This is a genomic window from Streptomyces sp. NPDC059874, from assembly GCF_042731135.1.
Taxonomy (GTDB): domain Bacteria; phylum Actinomycetota; class Actinomycetes; order Streptomycetales; family Streptomycetaceae; genus Streptomyces.
Genome location: NZ_JBHWJY010000005.1, coordinates 188,273 through 203,121 on the forward strand (window position 1 = coordinate 188,273; position 14,849 = coordinate 203,121).

Here is a 14,849-nt window from a genome sequence, read left to right on the forward strand (position 1 = left end):
AAGGGCTGCTGCGCTCCCACCGTAAAGGATCATGCCGTCATGTGAGATGGGTGTTTTGACATGTGGACATGACCCTTGCGGGACAAGGGGACTCGCCCGGTCGGTGGCAGGGAAATGCGGGGGCGAGGAGAGTGGGCCGCATGGGGGAACCCCGGGTGGAAGGCGGTGAGGGTCATGCCGGAAACGCTGCTCCGACTGCACGCCGAGGCGCTTCGGCTCTTCGGCGAGCGGGTGCGCGCCGTCAAGGACGACCAGTGGGGCGCGCCCACCCCGTGCACCGAGTGGGACGTGCGGGCGCTGGTCAACCACGTCACCGGGGAGCAGCTTTGGATCCCACCTTTGGTCGCCGAGGGCCGCACCGTCGAGGAGCTCGGTGACGCCTTCTCCGGGGACGTGCTCGGCGACGACCCGCTCGCCGCCTGGGAGGCGGCCTCCGCCGCCGCGCACGAGGCCTTCGCCGCGCCCGGGGCGCTGGATCGGACCGTGCGGCTCTCGTACGGGCCCGCGCTGGGGTCGGCGTACTGCTCGGAGCTGACGGCGGACTGCGTCGTGCACACCTGGGACCTCTGTCGGGGCATCGGGGCCGACGACCGGCTCCCGGACAACCTCGTCGAGTTCTCCATCAAGGAGGTCATGCCGTACGCCGACGGGCTCGCCGCCGGCGGCATGTACGCCGAGCCCCTGGAGGTGCCGGCCGGGGCGAACGCGCAGACCAGGCTCCTCGCGCTGCTCGGGAGGAAGGGGTGACCGTGACGGGCCGCGGTCGCACAACGGGCGCACTCGGTTAATTAATCGTATAAATGGCAGCGTCGGGTGAGACGGGCGGTTCCGGCGCGGAAGGCGGGAAACGGTGGCGGGGATGCAGCGCACGGCGGCGGAAGGCCGTGGTCCGGTCCGGTACGGCCCACCCGCGCCCCAGCCGGGCCTCCCCGTGCTGCCCGAGCTCGTCTCCGTGCTCGCCGCGGCCGCCGGACGCTCCGCACCGGAACCCCCCGGCGGCGGGCAACCCGTGCGCGAGGCCGCCTGCCGGCACTGGGCGCGCCGCGGGCTCGCCACCGCCCCGGAGAACGTGGCCGCGGGCCCAGGCGCCCCGGCCCTGCTGCTCGCCCTGCTCGGAGCCTTCGGCGGCGACGTGATGCTGCCCCGACCCTGTCCCGCCTGGTGGACCCCGCAGGTCCGGCTGCTGGGAGGGCGGGCCTACCACGTACCGACCCCGGCCGAGTGCGGCGGCGTACCCGACCCGTACGCCCTGCTGGAGACCGTACGGCGGGTGCGCGCGGAGGGCGGCGACCCCCGGGTGCTGCTGCTTTCGGTCGCCGACGACCCGACCGCCACCGTCCCGCCGCCCGAGATACTGCGCGAGGCCTGCGAGGCCGCCGAGGCCGCCGGGCTGTTCGTCGTCAGCGACGAGAGTTGGCGCGACACCGTGCACCGACCGCACGACACCCTGGTGCTCAGCCCCGCCGAGATGCTCCCCGACCAGGCGGCCGTCCTCGTCGACCTGTCCGGAGCACTGCTGCCCGCCGGCTGGCCCGCGGCCGTACTCCGCTTCCCCGACACCCCGCGCGGCACCTGGCTGCGCGCCCGCACCCTCGACGTGCTCACCGCCACCGGCGCGCTCGTCGCGGGCCCCGTCGCCGGGGCCGCCGCGCACGCCCTCGACGAACCCGACGCCATCACCGCACGGGCCCACGCGGCCGCCGCCCTGCACGGCGCCGTCGCCACCGCCGCACACCACACGCTGCTGGAAGCCGGGGCGCTGGCCCGGCCCCCGGAGGCCGGCCGGCACCTCTACGCCGACCTCTCCCCGCTGCGCGCCGGCCTCGCCCGGCACGGGGTCGGCGACGCCATGGAACTGGAGGACTGGCTCGGCGCCCGGCTCGGCGCGCCCACGCCGGGCGGACAGCGGTTCGCCGACGAACTGGGCGAGCTGCGCGTGCGGTTGTCCACGGGGCCGCTGCTCGGCGCCACCCCCGAGGAGCGGCTGGCGGCGCTCACGGCCCGCGATCCGCTCGCGCTGCCGCACGTACGACGCTCCTTGGACCTCCTCGGATCGGTCCTGGCGGGACTGGCCTGACACCCGGTGAACGGAGACTTCTCGATGAGGGACCGGACGGACGCCCCCGCCGCAGCCCCCGCCCCCGCGTCGGCGGCGGTGCGGATGGCCGCCGCGCAACGGCCCGAGGTCCGCCCGGCGCCCGCCGCCCCGACCGGCACCCCGGCGGCGCCGTCGCCCGCCCCGCGCCCCCTCGGGGAGCACCGCCGCTGGCCGGCCTCCTTCGCGGACCGGCTCACCACCCCGCTCCCGGGCATGCGCGCCTTCGCCCGGCTCGCCCGCGAGGGCGCCTTCCGGCCCGGCCCCGACGGGCTGCGCGGCATTCCCGACCTGCCGTACGAACCCGCCCCGCTGCCCGACGCGGAACCGGGCACGGTCTCCGTCACCTGGGCCGGGCACGCCAGCTGGGTGCTGCGCACCGGCGGACTGACCGTGCTGACCGACCCCGTCTGGTCGCGGCGCATCCTCGGCACCCCGTCCCGGATGACACCCGTCGGAGTGCGTTGGGAAGACCTGCCGCCGGTCGACGCGGTGGTGATCAGCCACAACCACTACGACCACCTCGACGCCCCCACCATCAAGCGCCTGCCCCGGCACACGGCCTTGTTCGTCCCGGCGGGCCTCGCCCGCTGGTTCCGCCGCCGCGGCTTCAGCCGGGTCACCGAGCTCGACTGGTGGGAGTCGGCCGAACTGGGCGGCGTACGCTTCGAGTTCGTGCCAGCCCACCACTGGTCGAAGCGATCCCTTATCGACACCTGCCGCTCCCTGTGGGGCGGCTGGATCCTCACCGACACCCAGAGCGCCGCCCCGCGGAAGCTCTACTTCGCGGGCGACACCGGCTACGGCCACTGGTTCGCCGAGATCGGCCGCCGCCATCCCGGCATCGACCTCGCCCTGCTGCCGATCGGGGCCTACGCCCCGCGCTGGTGGCTCAGCGACGTCCACGCCGACCCGGAGGAGGCCGTCAAGGCCTGCCTCGACCTCGGAGCCCGCCGGATGGCCCCCATGCACTGGGCCACCTTCGTCCTCTCCGCCGAACCCGTCATGGAGCCCCTGTACCGCGCCCGCACCGCCTGGGCCCGAGCCGGCCTGCCCCGCGAGGACCTCTGGGACCTCCCCATCGGGGCCTCCCGCACCCTCGGTGAGGCGCTGCCCGGCCCCTGAAAGCTCGGTACGGTGTGGGCGGTTCACGAGGAAGAGGCGACCGACACCGGTCAGCCGCGCACCCGTCGCCAGAGCGCCGGGGCCACGCTGATCGCGAGGGTCAGGCCCACCGCCAGGGCCACGCCCTTCCACGGTTCGGCGAACAGCGAGCCGCCCAGGATGCCGATCAGCCCGTACGTGGCCGCCCAGGCGAGGCAGGCCGGCCCGTCGCCGCGCGCGAAGCGGCCCAGCGGGAGCTCCGACAGCAGGCAGGCCAGCATCACCGGGATGCGGCCCGCCGGGACCAGCCGGGAGACCACCAGGACCAGCACCCCGTGCTCGTCCAGCTTCGTCTGCGCCTGCTCCAGCCGCTCCGGAGTGGCCCGCCCGCGCAGCCGCTCCAGCCACCGCGAGCCGCCCCGCGAACGCACCCCGCGCCGACCGAGCCAGTACAGGGCGAGGTCCCCGGTGAAGGCCGCCAGTGCCGCCACCGCGAACACCATCACCACGCCCAAGAGCGGCGCGTGGTGATGGAACGCCACCACCGCCGCCGTACTCACCAGCGCCCCCGTCGGGATCACCGGCACCAGCGCGCCCAGCGCGACCAACACGAACAACGCCGGGTACCCCACCGCCTGCTGGGTGGTCTCCGGCGGAACCTGCCCGGCCGCCGCCGCGATCTCGCGCCATGTCACGGCATCCGCACCCGTTCCCCGTGGTCCGGCACCCGCACCGTCACCTTCGGCGCGAGCCGTTCCGCGTTGCGCGCGAACTCCACGCCCGGCGCGTGGAATTCGTGCGGGCGGACCGCGTCCATCCCGATCGGCCAGTACGTCCCGTAGTGCACCGGCACCGCCGCCTCCGGGGCCAACTCCGCCAGCGCCCGCGCCGCCCGCCCCGCGTCGAGATGCCCCGGACCGAGGTACGGGCCCCAGCCGCCCACCGGCAACAGGGCCACGTCCACCGGGCCGACCTCCTCGGCCATCGTGTCGAACAGCCCGGTGTCCCCGGCGAAGTAGGTCCGCGCCGAGCCCTGGACCACGTACCCGAGCGCCGGCGCGAGGTGCGGCCCGTACGGCAGCCGCCGCCCGTCGTGCCGCGCGCTGACCGCCCGCACCCGTACGCCCTCCCGTACGCCGACCACCTCGCCCGGTGCCACCTCCGTCACCCTCAGCCCGCGCACCCCCGCCACCCGCGCCAGCCCCGGCACCGCCCGGCGCGAACCCCGCGGCACCAACAGCCGGGTCCCGGGCGCGAGCCGCGCCAGCGACGGCAGGTGCAGGTGGTCGGCGTGCAGGTGCGAGACCAGCACCACGTCGGCCACGGCCGCCTCGGGCGGAGGCACCGCCCCGCGGCGGCGCCGCAGGTGCGCGAGCCGCCGCGCGAACAGCGGATCCGTCAGCAGCCGCACCCCGGAGTCCTCGACCGTGCACGTGGCATGCCCCCACCAGGTGATCTCCACCGACACCCGGCCCTCCCTCCCTCGCCCGTCCCCCTCGCCGTCCCACGAGCCTAAAGGCTGCCCCGAAGATCCGCCCGGAACCGGAAGCCCCCCGCCCCCTCCTCCCCGGCGGCGGATCGGAGTAGGGTCGGGCGGCATGGATGAGCTGCGCGTGGCCGCTATCGCCAGCCTGGCCCCGCTCGAAGACCTGGACGCCGACCCCTTCGCCGTGGACACCCGCAGCCAGCAGGCCATGTGCGCCCGCTGGGCCGCGGACCAGGGCTACGTCGTGACGAGGCAACTGCTCCTCTACGGGCTGCGCGCCGACCACTGCGGGCTCTGGTCCGACGTCGACGCCGGCCAGGTCGACCTCTTCGTCGCCGCCAACCACCGGGTGCTGGCCCGCGCACTGCGCTCCGTCGAGGAGTTCACCGCCGAGTGCGCGCGGCGCGGCGTACGCCTGGAGACCGCCGGGCACGACGAGCCGCAGTACACCTCCGCGATGAAGGCCGAGGTACACCGCCGACTGTCCATGCCGACCGCGGGCTACGACGGCACCTGACCGGCGCGTACCGCCGCCCCGTGTCGCCCGGCCGGGTGAGCCCGCCTGTGCGAGCCTGGAAGGCGGGACGGGGCTCGCGGGAGGTTGCGGCGTGGTGCGAGGACGATGGCGGACCGCGGGCAGCGCCCTGGTGCGGGTGGTCCTCGTATGGGCGGTGTCCACCCTGACCATGCTCGCCCTGGCCGGGATACTGCCGGACTTCAGGCTCCAGTCCGGCGACGGCGACAGCATCACGCAGATCGGCCTGACCGCCGCCTGGGGAGCGGGCGCCTTCGGCCTGCTGAGCGCCCTGGTCTGGCCCGTGCTCGTACGGGCCCTGCTGCTGGTGCCCGCCCTGGTGCTCGGGCTGCTCGTCTTCTTCCTCAACGGCTCGCTGCTCCTCATAGCGCTCAGCCTGATCCCGACCGGGCGCGGCCAAGTGGAGCCCGAGACCGCGGTCGTCGTGGCCGCCGTGATGTCCGCCGTCGCCTCGGCCACCTCCACCGCGCTCGCGGTGCGCGACGACGAGGCGTACCGCAGGCGGCTCTACCGGCTCGCCGACCGGCGCCGCCGCAGGCTGCGCAGGGCGGGCGCGCCGGGATCGGGCGAAGCCGCGCCCGGGCTGGTCTTCCTCCAGCTCGACGGCGTGGGGTACGACGCGCTGCGCCGCGCCTCGCGCGCCGGGCTGATGCCCACCGTCGCCGGGTGGCTGGAGCGCAGCCACCGCGTCACCCCCTGGCGTACGGACTGGTCGAGCCAGACCGGCGCCAGCCAGCTCGGCATCCTGCACGGCTCCAACTTCGACGTGCCCGCCTTCCGCTGGTACGAGAAGGACACCGGCGAGGTGGTGGTGTGCAACCGGCCCACCAGCGCCGCCGAACTCCAGCGGCGCGCGATGGAGCGCACCGGCGACGCCGGACTCCTCACCCGGGACGGGGCGAGCCGGGGCAACCTGTTCAGCGGCGGCGCCGACCAACTGGCGCTCGTCCTGTCCGTGTCGGCCCGGCGCGGCCGGGCGAACCGCTCCCGCGCGGGCTACTTCGCGTACTTCTCCGATCCGGCCAACGCGGTGCGCACGGCGGTGTCCTTCGTCGCCGAGGTCGGCCGGGAGATCTGCCAGTCGGTCCGGGCCCGGACGCGCGCAGACGCCCCGCGGGTGTCGCGCGGCGGGCTGTACCCGCTGATCCGGGCCTTCGCGACCGTGGTCGAACGGGACGTGGTCGTGGCGGCGGTGATCGGAGACATGCTGGCCGGCCGCGCCGCCGTCTACGCCGACCTGGTCGCCTACGACGAGGTCGCCCACCACTCCGGTCCGCACGGCCGGGACACCGACCGGGTCCTGGAACGCCTGGACCGGAGCATCGCGCTGATCGCCCGGGTCGCCGAGCACGCGCCGAGGGAGTACCGGATCGTGCTCCTCTCCGACCACGGACAGAGCCCGGGGGAGACCTTCCTGAGCCGCTACGGGCTCTCCCTGAAGGACCTGGTCCGGGCCGGCTGCGGGCTGCCCGTCTCCCGCCGGGCCGGTCGCACCCGCAGCGGGGCCGAGGCCCGCGCCGCCGTACGGACCGCGCTGCACCGGCCGGTGGAGGAGGGCGAGGAGGCCCACCCGGAGCCGGGCACCGACCCGGTGGTGCTCGCCTCCGGGAACCTCGGGCTGATCTCCTTCCCCGATGTCCGGGGCCGCGCCTCCCGGCAACTCGTCGAGCGGGCGCACCCCGCCCTGCTGGCCACGCTGGCGAACCACCCCGGCGTGGGCTTCCTGCTGGTGGACGGGGAGGTGCTGGGCCCGGGCGGGGCGGTGGCCCGGCTGGACGTGCCCGGCGAGGCGGAGGAACTGCTGGCCCCCTTCGGCCCGGGCGCGGCCGAGGCCGTCCGGCGGACCGACGCCTTCCCGCACGTGGCCGACGTCATGGTGAACTCGGCGTACGACCCGGCCACGGGCGCGGTGCACGCCTTCGAGGAGCAGATCGGCTCCCACGGCGGCCTGGGCGGGGCGCAGGGGCACCCGTTCCTGATGTGGCCGACGGAACTCGCGCAGCCGCCCGCGGAGATCGTCGGCGCGGAGGCGGTCCACGGCGTGCTGCGCGGCTGGCTCCGCGACGCGGAACGGGACGGCCCCCAGATCCCCTTGGGCCCGCTCCCGGTCGGCCGCCCCGTTCCGGAGCCGACCGCATGGCCGGTCTCCGAGCCCGCCCTCGCCCCGGCCGAGCCCCCGTCCTCGGCCCAGGCCGCACAGCCGGACCCCTGAGCCGACGCCCGCCGGCTGTGAGGGGTCGGGTGTGTGCCGGGGCGTCCCCGCAGGGCGCCGAACGCAGTCACCCTCGGCCCTCCGACCCCTGGAAGCGTTCGGCGCCCGAGGAGACGCCCCGGCGCGCGCCCGGCCCCGGCGCAGCCGGCCCGCAGAACCCGCCCGGCTGGGCCCGCCCCTCACCAGCCCGCCCCTCACCGGCCCGCCCCTCACCGACCGGTCCCGCAGCGCGCCGCGCGGCCGCCTGACCTGCGCGGTAGCGTGGAAAGAGAGCGCCGCCAGGGGGGCCTGAAGGGGTCGCCATGTCCGCGATCAGAAATACCATCGAGATTTCCCGCAGCCCGGAGGACGTCTTCTCCTACATCACGGACCCCACGCACCTGCCGGAGTGGCAGGACAGCGCCGTATCCGCCGTCCCGATGGGCGATCTGCCCGTCCACGTCGGTTCGCAGGTCGTCGTCACCCGGCAGATCGGCAAGCGGAGGATCCCCACGACCATGGAGTTCACGGAGCTGGACCCGCCGAGGAGCTGGCACATCCACGGCGTCGACGGACCGGTGCGGCCGGAGGTACAGGGAACCATCGAACCCCTCGACGGCGGGACCCGGTCCCGCGTCACCCTGGCCGTGGACTTCGAGGGCCACGGCATGGGCCGGGCGCTCGTCCCCCTCGCGGTCAAGCCCATGGTCCGCAAGGAGATGCCCAGGAGCGAGGAGAAGCTCAAGCACCTGCTGGAGCACACCGCCGTCTGATCCGGCGCCGCCCGATCGGAAAACCGGATGCTCCGGGGTACGTGGTGCGCCCACACTGGGCGCACCACGTACCCCACCTTGAGGAACACCTTTCGTGCAGGCCGCCGTTGCCGTCACCCCCGCCCAGCTTCCCGAACTGCTCCTCGGCCTCGCCACCGTGCGGCCCGTCTTCATCTGGGGCGCGCCCGGAATCGGCAAGTCCTCGCTCGTACGGAAGTTCGCCGACTCCCTCGGCCTGGAATGCGTGAGCCTCCTCGGTACGCAGCTCGCCCCCGAGGACCTCATCGGCGTACCGCAGATCCGTGACGGCCGGTCCGTCTTCTGCCCGCCCGAGGCCATCGCGCGCGACGAGCCGTACTGCCTCTTCCTCGACGAGCTCAACGCCGCGAGCCCCGACGTCCAGAAGGCGTTCTACTCGCTGATCCTGGACCGCCGGATCGGCTCCTACGAGCTCCCCGGGGGCTCCGTGGTCATCGGCGCCGGAAACCGGGCGACCGACAACGCGCTGGCCCGTCCCATCGCCTCGGCCCTCGTGAACCGCCTCACCCACGTGCACCTGACGGCCTCCGCGCAGGACTGGCTGGTCTGGGCCGGCGAGAACGGCATCCACCCCTGGGTCACCGACTACCTCACCGACCGCCCCGACCACCTCTGGTCGCAGCCGCCGAAGACGGAGGAGCCGTTCTCCACCCCGCGCTCCTGGCACATGCTCTCCGACGCCCTGCACTCCTTCGGTGCCGGTCTCGACGAGCAGACCCTGAAGGTGATCGCGCACGGCACCCTGACCCCGGCGCACGCCGTCTCCTTCTGCGGCTACGCGAAGATCGTCCGCCACGCCTACGGCATCGAGGCGATCATGAAGGGCGACGCGGGCTGGCCGCGCGGCCTGGCGGACCGGGACCTGCTGTACTACCTGGCGGAGGCCTTCCGGGGACGCCTGGTCAAGGAACTGCCCGCCGACAAGAGCCATGTCTCGCCCGCCATGCGCGAGACCGCGTACCGGGCCAAGTCGCTGCTCGTGCAGCTCGCCGAGATATCCGTCGAGGTGGCCCAGACCGTCATCGCCGACGACGCCGACGGTCTGCCGGTGCTGCCCGGCTGGTTCCTGATCGAGGCCGCACGCGACATGCCCCGGCTGGTCGAGGCCCGTCGGTGAGCCGTACCTCGCGGAACAAGGCCGGCAAGGCCGGCAAGGCCGCCAAGCCAGATCCGGCCGACCAGGCCTTCGCCGAGGGCCTGGCCCTGGTCAAGCGGAACCCGGCGCTCGGCGCCGTCAACGGCAAGATCTGCCGCGGGCCCGGATGCGCGGCCACCCCCGCCGGGGGACTGGTCGCCGTCACCTCCAACGGCATCCTGCACGTCCACCCCACCAAACGGGCCGAGCCCCGGGAATGGGCCTGGGCGATCGCCCACGCCCTGCTCCACCTGGGCTTCGGCCACGTCCCGGCCGCCAAGGAGGACGACCGCCCGCAGCCCGACCGCTTCGACCGCGCCGCCCGCTGCGCCGTCGTGAACCGTTTCCTGCTGACCTTCCCGGTCGGCCGGGCCCCGGACCACCTCCCGGCCGAGTACCCCGGTGGGGACGAGGAACTGCTCGCCGCCCGCTGGCGCCGCGACGGCATCCCGCCCGCCTACGAGAACTGCGGCACCGCCGGGGACCACCCCGACCAGGTCCTGCTCGGCTGGCCCACCCCGGCCCTCGCGGTCCCCGACTGGGAGACCGCCTTCGCGCACGCCCTCACCCGGGCCGTCTCCGCCACCATGGCCGTGGCCGGTGGCCACGACGGCCGCGCGAAGCGCCCGTGGGACCGCGCGCTGAACTGGTTCGTCTCCTCGTACCCGCTGCTCGGCGGCCTGGCGGCCGGGCTGACCGTCGTCGCCGACGCCGAGCTGGCCCGCGCCCAGGACATCGCCATCGCCGCCGTCAGCGCCACCGCCGGGGAGATCTACATCAACCCGCTGCGCACCTTCGACGACGAGGAGTGGCGGTTCATCCTGGCCCACGAGATGCTGCACGCCGCCCTGCGCCACGGCGAGCGCCGCGGCGCCCGCGATCCGTACCTGCACAACGTCGCCGCGGACTACGTCGTCAACGGCTGGCTGGTGGAGATGCGGGTCGGCAGCATGCCGGAGGGCCTGCTGTACGACCCCTTGCTGAAGGGGCTCTCGGTCGAGGAGGTCTACGACCGGATCACCGTCGACCTGCGCCGCATGCGCCGGCTCGCGACGCTGCGCGGCAAGGGCACCGGGGACATCCTGGGCGAGCCGCTCGCGCACGGCGCGCGGCGCCCGTACGCGGACCTCGACGAGTTCTACCGGCGCGGCCTGGTCCAGGGCTTCGACCTGCACGTGCAGGGGGAGCGCGGCCTGCTGCCCGCCGGGCTGATCCAGGAGATCCGGGCGCTGGCCCACCCGCCGGTGCCGTGGGACGCGCGGCTCGCCCGCTGGTTCGACGAGTACGTCCCGTGCCCCGAGCCCGTACGGTCGTACGCGCGCCCGGCCCGCCGCCAGGCATCCACCCCGGACATCCCGCGGGCGGGCCGGTACTTCCCGCCCGAGGAGGTGGCCCGCTGCACCTTCGGCGTGGTCCTCGACACCTCGGGCTCGATGAACGCCGCCCTGCTCGGCAAGGCGCTGGGCGCCATCGCCTCGTACGCGGAAGCCCGCGACGTACCGGCCGCCCGCGTCGTGTTCTGCGACGCGGCGCCGTACGACGCGGGCTATCTGCCACCGACCGAAATAGCGGGCCGGGTGAAGGTCCACGGCCGCGGCGGCACCGTTCTGCAACCGGGCATCGACCTGCTGCACCGGGCGGAGGACTTCCCGCCCGGAGCCCCGGTCCTCGTGATCACGGACGGCTGGTGCGACACCCTGCGGATCCGGCGCGAACACGCCTTCCTGATCCCGCAGGGTGCCTCCCTGCCGTTCACACCACGAGGGCCGGTCTTCCGACTGGCCTGAGGGCTTAGTCGAGGTAGTCGCGCAGCACCTGGGAGCGCGACGGGTGACGGAGCTTCGACATGGTCTTGGACTCGATCTGGCGGATGCGCTCACGGGTGACCCCGTACACGCGGCCGATCTCGTCCAAGGTCTTCGGCTGACCGTCGTTGAGGCCGTAGCGCATGGAGACCACGCCCGCCTCGCGCTCCGAGAGCGTGCCCAGGATGGACTGGAGCTGCTCCTGGAGGAAGGTGAAGGAGACCGCGTCGGCCGGCACGACCGCCTCGGAGTCCTCGATGAGGTCACCGAACTCGCTGTCGCCCTCCTCACCCAGGGGGGTGTGCAGGGAGATCGGCTCGCGGCCGTACTTCTGGACCTCGATGACCTTCTCGGGGGTCATGTCGAGTTCCTTGCCCAGCTCCTCCGGGGTGGGCTCGCGGCCCAGGTCCTGGAGCATCTGGCGCTGCACACGGGCGAGCTTGTTGATGATCTCGACCATGTGCACCGGGATGCGGATGGTGCGCGACTGGTCGGCCATGGCACGCGTGATCGCCTGCCGGATCCACCAGGTCGCGTACGTGGAGAACTTGAAGCCCTTGGTGTAGTCGAACTTCTCCACGGCACGGATCAGGCCGACGTTGCCCTCCTGGATCAGGTCCAGGAAGAGCATGCCGCGGCCGGTGTAGCGCTTGGCGAGGGAGACCACGAGGCGGAGGTTGGCCTCCAGCAGGTGGTTCTTCGCCCGGCGGCCGTCCTCGACGAGGATCTCCAGCTCGCGCTTGAACGCGGGCTTGTGGTCCTCCTCCTCTTCGAGCTTGTACTCGGAGAACAGGCCCGCCTCGATGCGCTTGGCGAGCTCGACCTCCTGCTCGGCGTTGAGGAGCGGAACCTTGCCGATGAGCTTGAGGTAGTCCTTGACGGGGTCGGCGGTGGCGCCGGCGACCATGACGGTCTGCGCCGGGGCGTCGTCCTCGTCGTCGTCGGACAGGACGAAGCCCTGCGTGCCGCCGGCCTTCGGAGTCTCCTCCTCGGCCTCGTCGACCAGGTCCTCGGCCGCCCAGTCCTCGCCCTCGACGACCGGGGTCTCGCCCTCGTCGGCGTCCTTGGCACCGGTCTTCTTCGCGGCCGCGGTCTTCTTGACGGCGGTCTTCTTCGCGGCGGTCTTCTTGACCGTGCGCTTCTTCGGCTCGGCGGCGGCCGTGTCGGACGTCACCTCGTCGTCGGCGGCAGCGGCGGTCGTGGCGGATATCGCCGTGGCCGTGGCCGGGGCGGCGGCCGTCTTGCGCGCGCCGATGGGGCGCGGCGGGGTGGCCGCCTTCTTGGCGACGGTACGGGCCGGGGCGGCGGCTGCCTTGCGGGGCTTCTTGGCAGCAGCCTTCGTGGCGGGCGCGGCGCTGACGTGGAGGGCGACACCCTCCTCGTCCAGGACCTGGTTCAGGCTGCGCAGGACCCGCTTCCACTGGTCCACCGGGATGCGGCCGGCCTCGAAGGCCTGGCGCACGTCGTCACCGTTGATGTGACCCTGCTCGCGGCCGCGCTCTACGAGCGCGACGAGGGCCTCCGATTCGGCGATCTCCGGAGGGAACGTACGGGACGGGCTGAGCGACACAAGGAGCCTCTCGTTGCGAACAGATAAGGGGTCGGCGGGACATCATCGCGCGAACTTGGGAAACAGACCCGAGGGGGGTCTGTATTCCGGGCCGCGCGAGGACACCTGTCGGTTCATCGCACGCTCGAGTCGATTCGTTACGCGCTGAATTGAGTGACCTGCGCCACGCTGTGGGCGGGCAACCTGTACGGCGTGAATCCGTCCGCCCCTCGGTCACCCCGTTTTGCGGGCTTCGATGAGGAAACGGGCGGTGTGCGCGACGAACGAACCATCGTGTTCGATCCGTTCGTGGAGCTCGCGCAGCCGGTCCCGGTACTGCCCGACCGTGAAGCCGGGCACCATCCAGATCACCTTCCGAAGAAAGTAGATCACGGCTCCGATGTCGTGGAACTCCGTACGGAGCCGTTCGGAGCGCAGGTCGACGACTTCGAGGCCGGCTTTGGTGGCGTCGGCCACGGCGTCGTCCGGGTGCCGGCCGCGCCGGACCTCCTCGGGCTGGGGGCCCAGGAAGTACTCGACGAGCTCGAAGACGCTCGCCGGACCGACCTGCTGGGACAGGTAGGTGCCGCCCGGGGTCAGCACCCGCGCGATCTCGTCCCACCAGATCGTCACCGGATGCCGGCTGGCCACCAGCTCGAAGGCCTCGTCGCCGAAGGGGAGCGGCGGCTCGTCGGCATCCGCGACCACGACCGCGCCGAGCGGGTGCAGCAGCCGGGTCGCCTTCTCGATGTTGGGCGGCCAGGACTCGGTGGCCGCCGTGAGCGGGGGCAGCGGCGCGGCCCCGGCGAGGACCTCACCGCCGCCCGTCTGGATGTCCAGTGCGGACCGGACCTGGGCCAGGCGCTCGCGCAGCAGCCCCTGGTAGCCCCAGGAGGGGCGCTGCTCGGTGGCCCGGCCGTCGAGCCAGGAGAAGTCCCAGCCGTCCACGGAAACCGACTCGGCCTCCGCGACAAGGTGGTCGAAAGTGCGCGTCATGTATTGATCGTCGCAGGTCGGGCACCGCTGAACCAGTGGATATGTCGACTACAGTGGGTGCGGGCCGTGACTGGCGTTCGGGTGGATCACCACCGGGGAGCGGCCCGGCGTACTCCGGTACGTCGACTGCCGCGCGCCTGGGCGAACCCGCGAACCGCGACCGCGTGACGCAGCGACGTTCAGGAGACCCCGTGACGACTGCCCAGACCGCCACCGCCACTGCCGCCGGCTCCGCCCGGTTGATGGACGGCACCGCCCTCGCCCGCCGCATCTCGGAGCAGACCGCCGCCTACGCGGCGAAGATCACCGAGCGCACCGGCACCGCGCCCTGCCTCGCGACCGTGCTGGTCGGCGAGGACCCCGCCTCCGTGACGTACGTCCGGATGAAGCAGAACCGTTGCGCCAAGGCAGGGATCACCTCCCGCCACGTGGAGCTGCCGGCCGAGACCACCACCGAGGAACTGGTGGCCACCCTCACCGCGCTCTCCGAGGACCCGGAGATCAGCGGCATCCTGCTGCAGCACCCCGTCCCGCACCACATCGACGAGCGCGCCGCCTTCGAGGCCATCGCCCCCGGCAAGGACGTCGACGGGGTCACCATGCACTCCTTCGCCGCCATGGGCTTCGGCCTGCCGGGCTTCGTCTCCTGCACCCCCGGCGGCATCATGCGCCTGCTCGCCGCCTACGACGTGGACCTCACCGGCAAGCACGCCGTGGTCGTCGGCCGCAGCGCGATCCTGGGCAAGCCGGCCGGGATGCTGCTGCTGGAGCAGAACGCCACCGTCACCTACTGTCACTCCCGCACCCAGGACCTCCCCTCGATCGTGCGCCAGGCGGACGTGCTGGTCGCCGCCGTCGGCAAGGCCGAGTTCATCCGGGGCGAGGACCTCAAGCCGGGCGCCGTGGTCCTGGACGCCGGGTACAACGAGGGCAACGTCGGCGACGTCCACTTCGAGTCGGCCGCCGCCCGCGCCTCGCTGATCACCCCGGTCCCGGGCGGCGTCGGCCCGATGACCATCGCCGTGCTGCTGGAGCAGACCGTGCAGGCGGCCGCCGCGCAGGCCGGGCTGGACCTCGCGGACCTCTGACCCCGCCGCACACCTCCATGCAGTACGGGACGCCCCGGGCCTTGCGCCCGGGG

At 73.6% G+C, this 14,849-nt stretch carries 13 protein-coding genes and 1 riboswitch; of the genes, 9 read left to right on the forward strand and 4 right to left on the reverse strand.

Annotated elements, in window-relative coordinates:
• The first annotated feature begins 174 nt into the window (after positions 1-174).
• The 3 genes from ACFV9H_RS05105 to ACFV9H_RS05115 all read left to right on the forward strand — a co-directional run bounded on the left by ACFV9H_RS05105 (position 175) and on the right by ACFV9H_RS05115 (position 3,220).
• Complete coding sequence (locus ACFV9H_RS05105; protein ID WP_385393470.1) at positions 175-747, forward strand: TIGR03086 family metal-binding protein; 573 nt, start codon at positions 175-177, stop codon at positions 745-747.
• Positions 748-859: 112 nt separating this feature from the next.
• Positions 860-2,077, forward strand: coding sequence for an aminotransferase class I/II-fold pyridoxal phosphate-dependent enzyme (locus tag ACFV9H_RS05110; RefSeq protein WP_385393474.1), 1,218 nt, complete (start codon positions 860-862; stop codon positions 2,075-2,077).
• Positions 2,078-2,161: 84 nt separating this feature from the next.
• Complete coding sequence (locus ACFV9H_RS05115) at positions 2,162-3,220, forward strand: MBL fold metallo-hydrolase (RefSeq protein WP_385393530.1); 1,059 nt, start codon at positions 2,162-2,164, stop codon at positions 3,218-3,220.
• Positions 3,221-3,270: 50 nt separating this feature from the next.
• Here the strand turns inward: ACFV9H_RS05115 and ACFV9H_RS05120 are convergent, their stop codons facing one another.
• Positions 3,271-3,894, reverse strand: a complete 624-nt coding sequence (locus ACFV9H_RS05120; RefSeq protein ID WP_385393476.1) for a DedA family protein — start codon at positions 3,892-3,894, stop codon at positions 3,271-3,273.
• Positions 3,891-4,667 (reverse strand): MBL fold metallo-hydrolase, encoded by a 777-nt coding sequence (locus ACFV9H_RS05125; RefSeq protein ID WP_385393479.1) that lies wholly within the window; start codon positions 4,665-4,667, stop codon positions 3,891-3,893. Before ACFV9H_RS05125 ends, ACFV9H_RS05120 begins: the two co-directional genes overlap by 4 nt.
• Before the next feature lie 130 nt (positions 4,668-4,797).
• Between ACFV9H_RS05125 and ACFV9H_RS05130 the strand changes: the two genes are divergently transcribed.
• The 5 genes from ACFV9H_RS05130 (at position 4,798) to ACFV9H_RS05150 (ending at position 11,145) form a co-directional block, all read left to right on the forward strand.
• Entirely contained in the window at positions 4,798-5,202 is a 405-nt protein-coding gene (locus ACFV9H_RS05130; protein WP_385393482.1) for a hypothetical protein, read from the forward strand.
• A gap of 91 nt (positions 5,203-5,293) precedes the next feature.
• The gene (locus ACFV9H_RS05135) at positions 5,294-7,432 is read left to right on the forward strand and encodes an alkaline phosphatase family protein (RefSeq protein WP_385393485.1); all 2,139 of its coding nucleotides are present in this window, start codon (positions 5,294-5,296) and stop codon (positions 7,430-7,432) included.
• Positions 7,433-7,734: 302 nt separating this feature from the next.
• Positions 7,735-8,184: an SRPBCC family protein gene (locus ACFV9H_RS05140; protein ID WP_385393487.1), complete on the forward strand. Its 450-nt coding sequence runs from the start codon at positions 7,735-7,737 to the stop codon at positions 8,182-8,184.
• Between the two features lie 94 nt (positions 8,185-8,278).
• Positions 8,279-9,340: an ATP-binding protein gene (locus ACFV9H_RS05145; protein WP_385393490.1), complete on the forward strand. Its 1,062-nt coding sequence runs from the start codon at positions 8,279-8,281 to the stop codon at positions 9,338-9,340.
• The gene (locus ACFV9H_RS05150) at positions 9,337-11,145 is read left to right on the forward strand and encodes a hypothetical protein (RefSeq protein ID WP_385393493.1); all 1,809 of its coding nucleotides are present in this window, start codon (positions 9,337-9,339) and stop codon (positions 11,143-11,145) included. The genes ACFV9H_RS05145 and ACFV9H_RS05150 overlap by 4 nt, the downstream gene beginning before the upstream one ends.
• A 4-nt stretch (positions 11,146-11,149) precedes the next feature.
• Here ACFV9H_RS05150 and ACFV9H_RS05155 read toward each other — a convergent pair whose 3' ends face one another.
• Together ACFV9H_RS05155 and ACFV9H_RS05160 are read right to left on the reverse strand one after the other, a co-directional pair.
• A complete protein-coding gene (locus ACFV9H_RS05155) occupies positions 11,150-12,733 on the reverse strand; it encodes an RNA polymerase sigma factor (protein WP_385393496.1) in 1,584 nt (527 codons plus the stop codon).
• Positions 12,734-12,946: 213 nt separating this feature from the next.
• Positions 12,947-13,708, reverse strand: coding sequence for a methyltransferase domain-containing protein (locus ACFV9H_RS05160; RefSeq protein WP_385393499.1), 762 nt, complete (start codon positions 13,706-13,708; stop codon positions 12,947-12,949).
• A gap of 56 nt (positions 13,709-13,764) precedes the next feature.
• Positions 13,765-13,858, forward strand: a riboswitch (ZMP/ZTP riboswitch).
• 92 nt (positions 13,859-13,950) lie between these two features.
• Here ACFV9H_RS05160 and ACFV9H_RS05165 point away from each other — a divergent pair.
• On the forward strand, positions 13,951-14,796 hold the full coding sequence (locus tag ACFV9H_RS05165; protein ID WP_385393533.1) for a bifunctional 5,10-methylenetetrahydrofolate dehydrogenase/5,10-methenyltetrahydrofolate cyclohydrolase: 846 nt from the start codon (positions 13,951-13,953) through the stop codon (positions 14,794-14,796).
• The last annotated feature ends 53 nt before the right edge of the window (positions 14,797-14,849 follow it).

Coding starts and splice junctions, on each gene's coding strand:
- ACFV9H_RS05105 (WP_385393470.1), top strand. CDS start 175: ATGCCGGAAACGCTGCTCCGACTGCACGCCGAGGCGCTTCGGCTCTTC.
- ACFV9H_RS05110 (WP_385393474.1), top strand. CDS start 860: ATGCAGCGCACGGCGGCGGAAGGCCGTGGTCCGGTCCGGTACGGCCCA.
- ACFV9H_RS05115 (WP_385393530.1), top strand. CDS start 2,162: ATGGCCGCCGCGCAACGGCCCGAGGTCCGCCCGGCGCCCGCCGCCCCG.
- ACFV9H_RS05130 (WP_385393482.1), top strand. CDS start 4,798: ATGGATGAGCTGCGCGTGGCCGCTATCGCCAGCCTGGCCCCGCTCGAA.
- ACFV9H_RS05140 (WP_385393487.1), top strand. CDS start 7,735: ATGTCCGCGATCAGAAATACCATCGAGATTTCCCGCAGCCCGGAGGAC.
- ACFV9H_RS05160 (WP_385393499.1), bottom strand. CDS start 13,708: ATGACGCGCACTTTCGACCACCTTGTCGCGGAGGCCGAGTCGGTTTCC.
- ACFV9H_RS05165 (WP_385393533.1), top strand. CDS start 13,951: ATGGACGGCACCGCCCTCGCCCGCCGCATCTCGGAGCAGACCGCCGCC.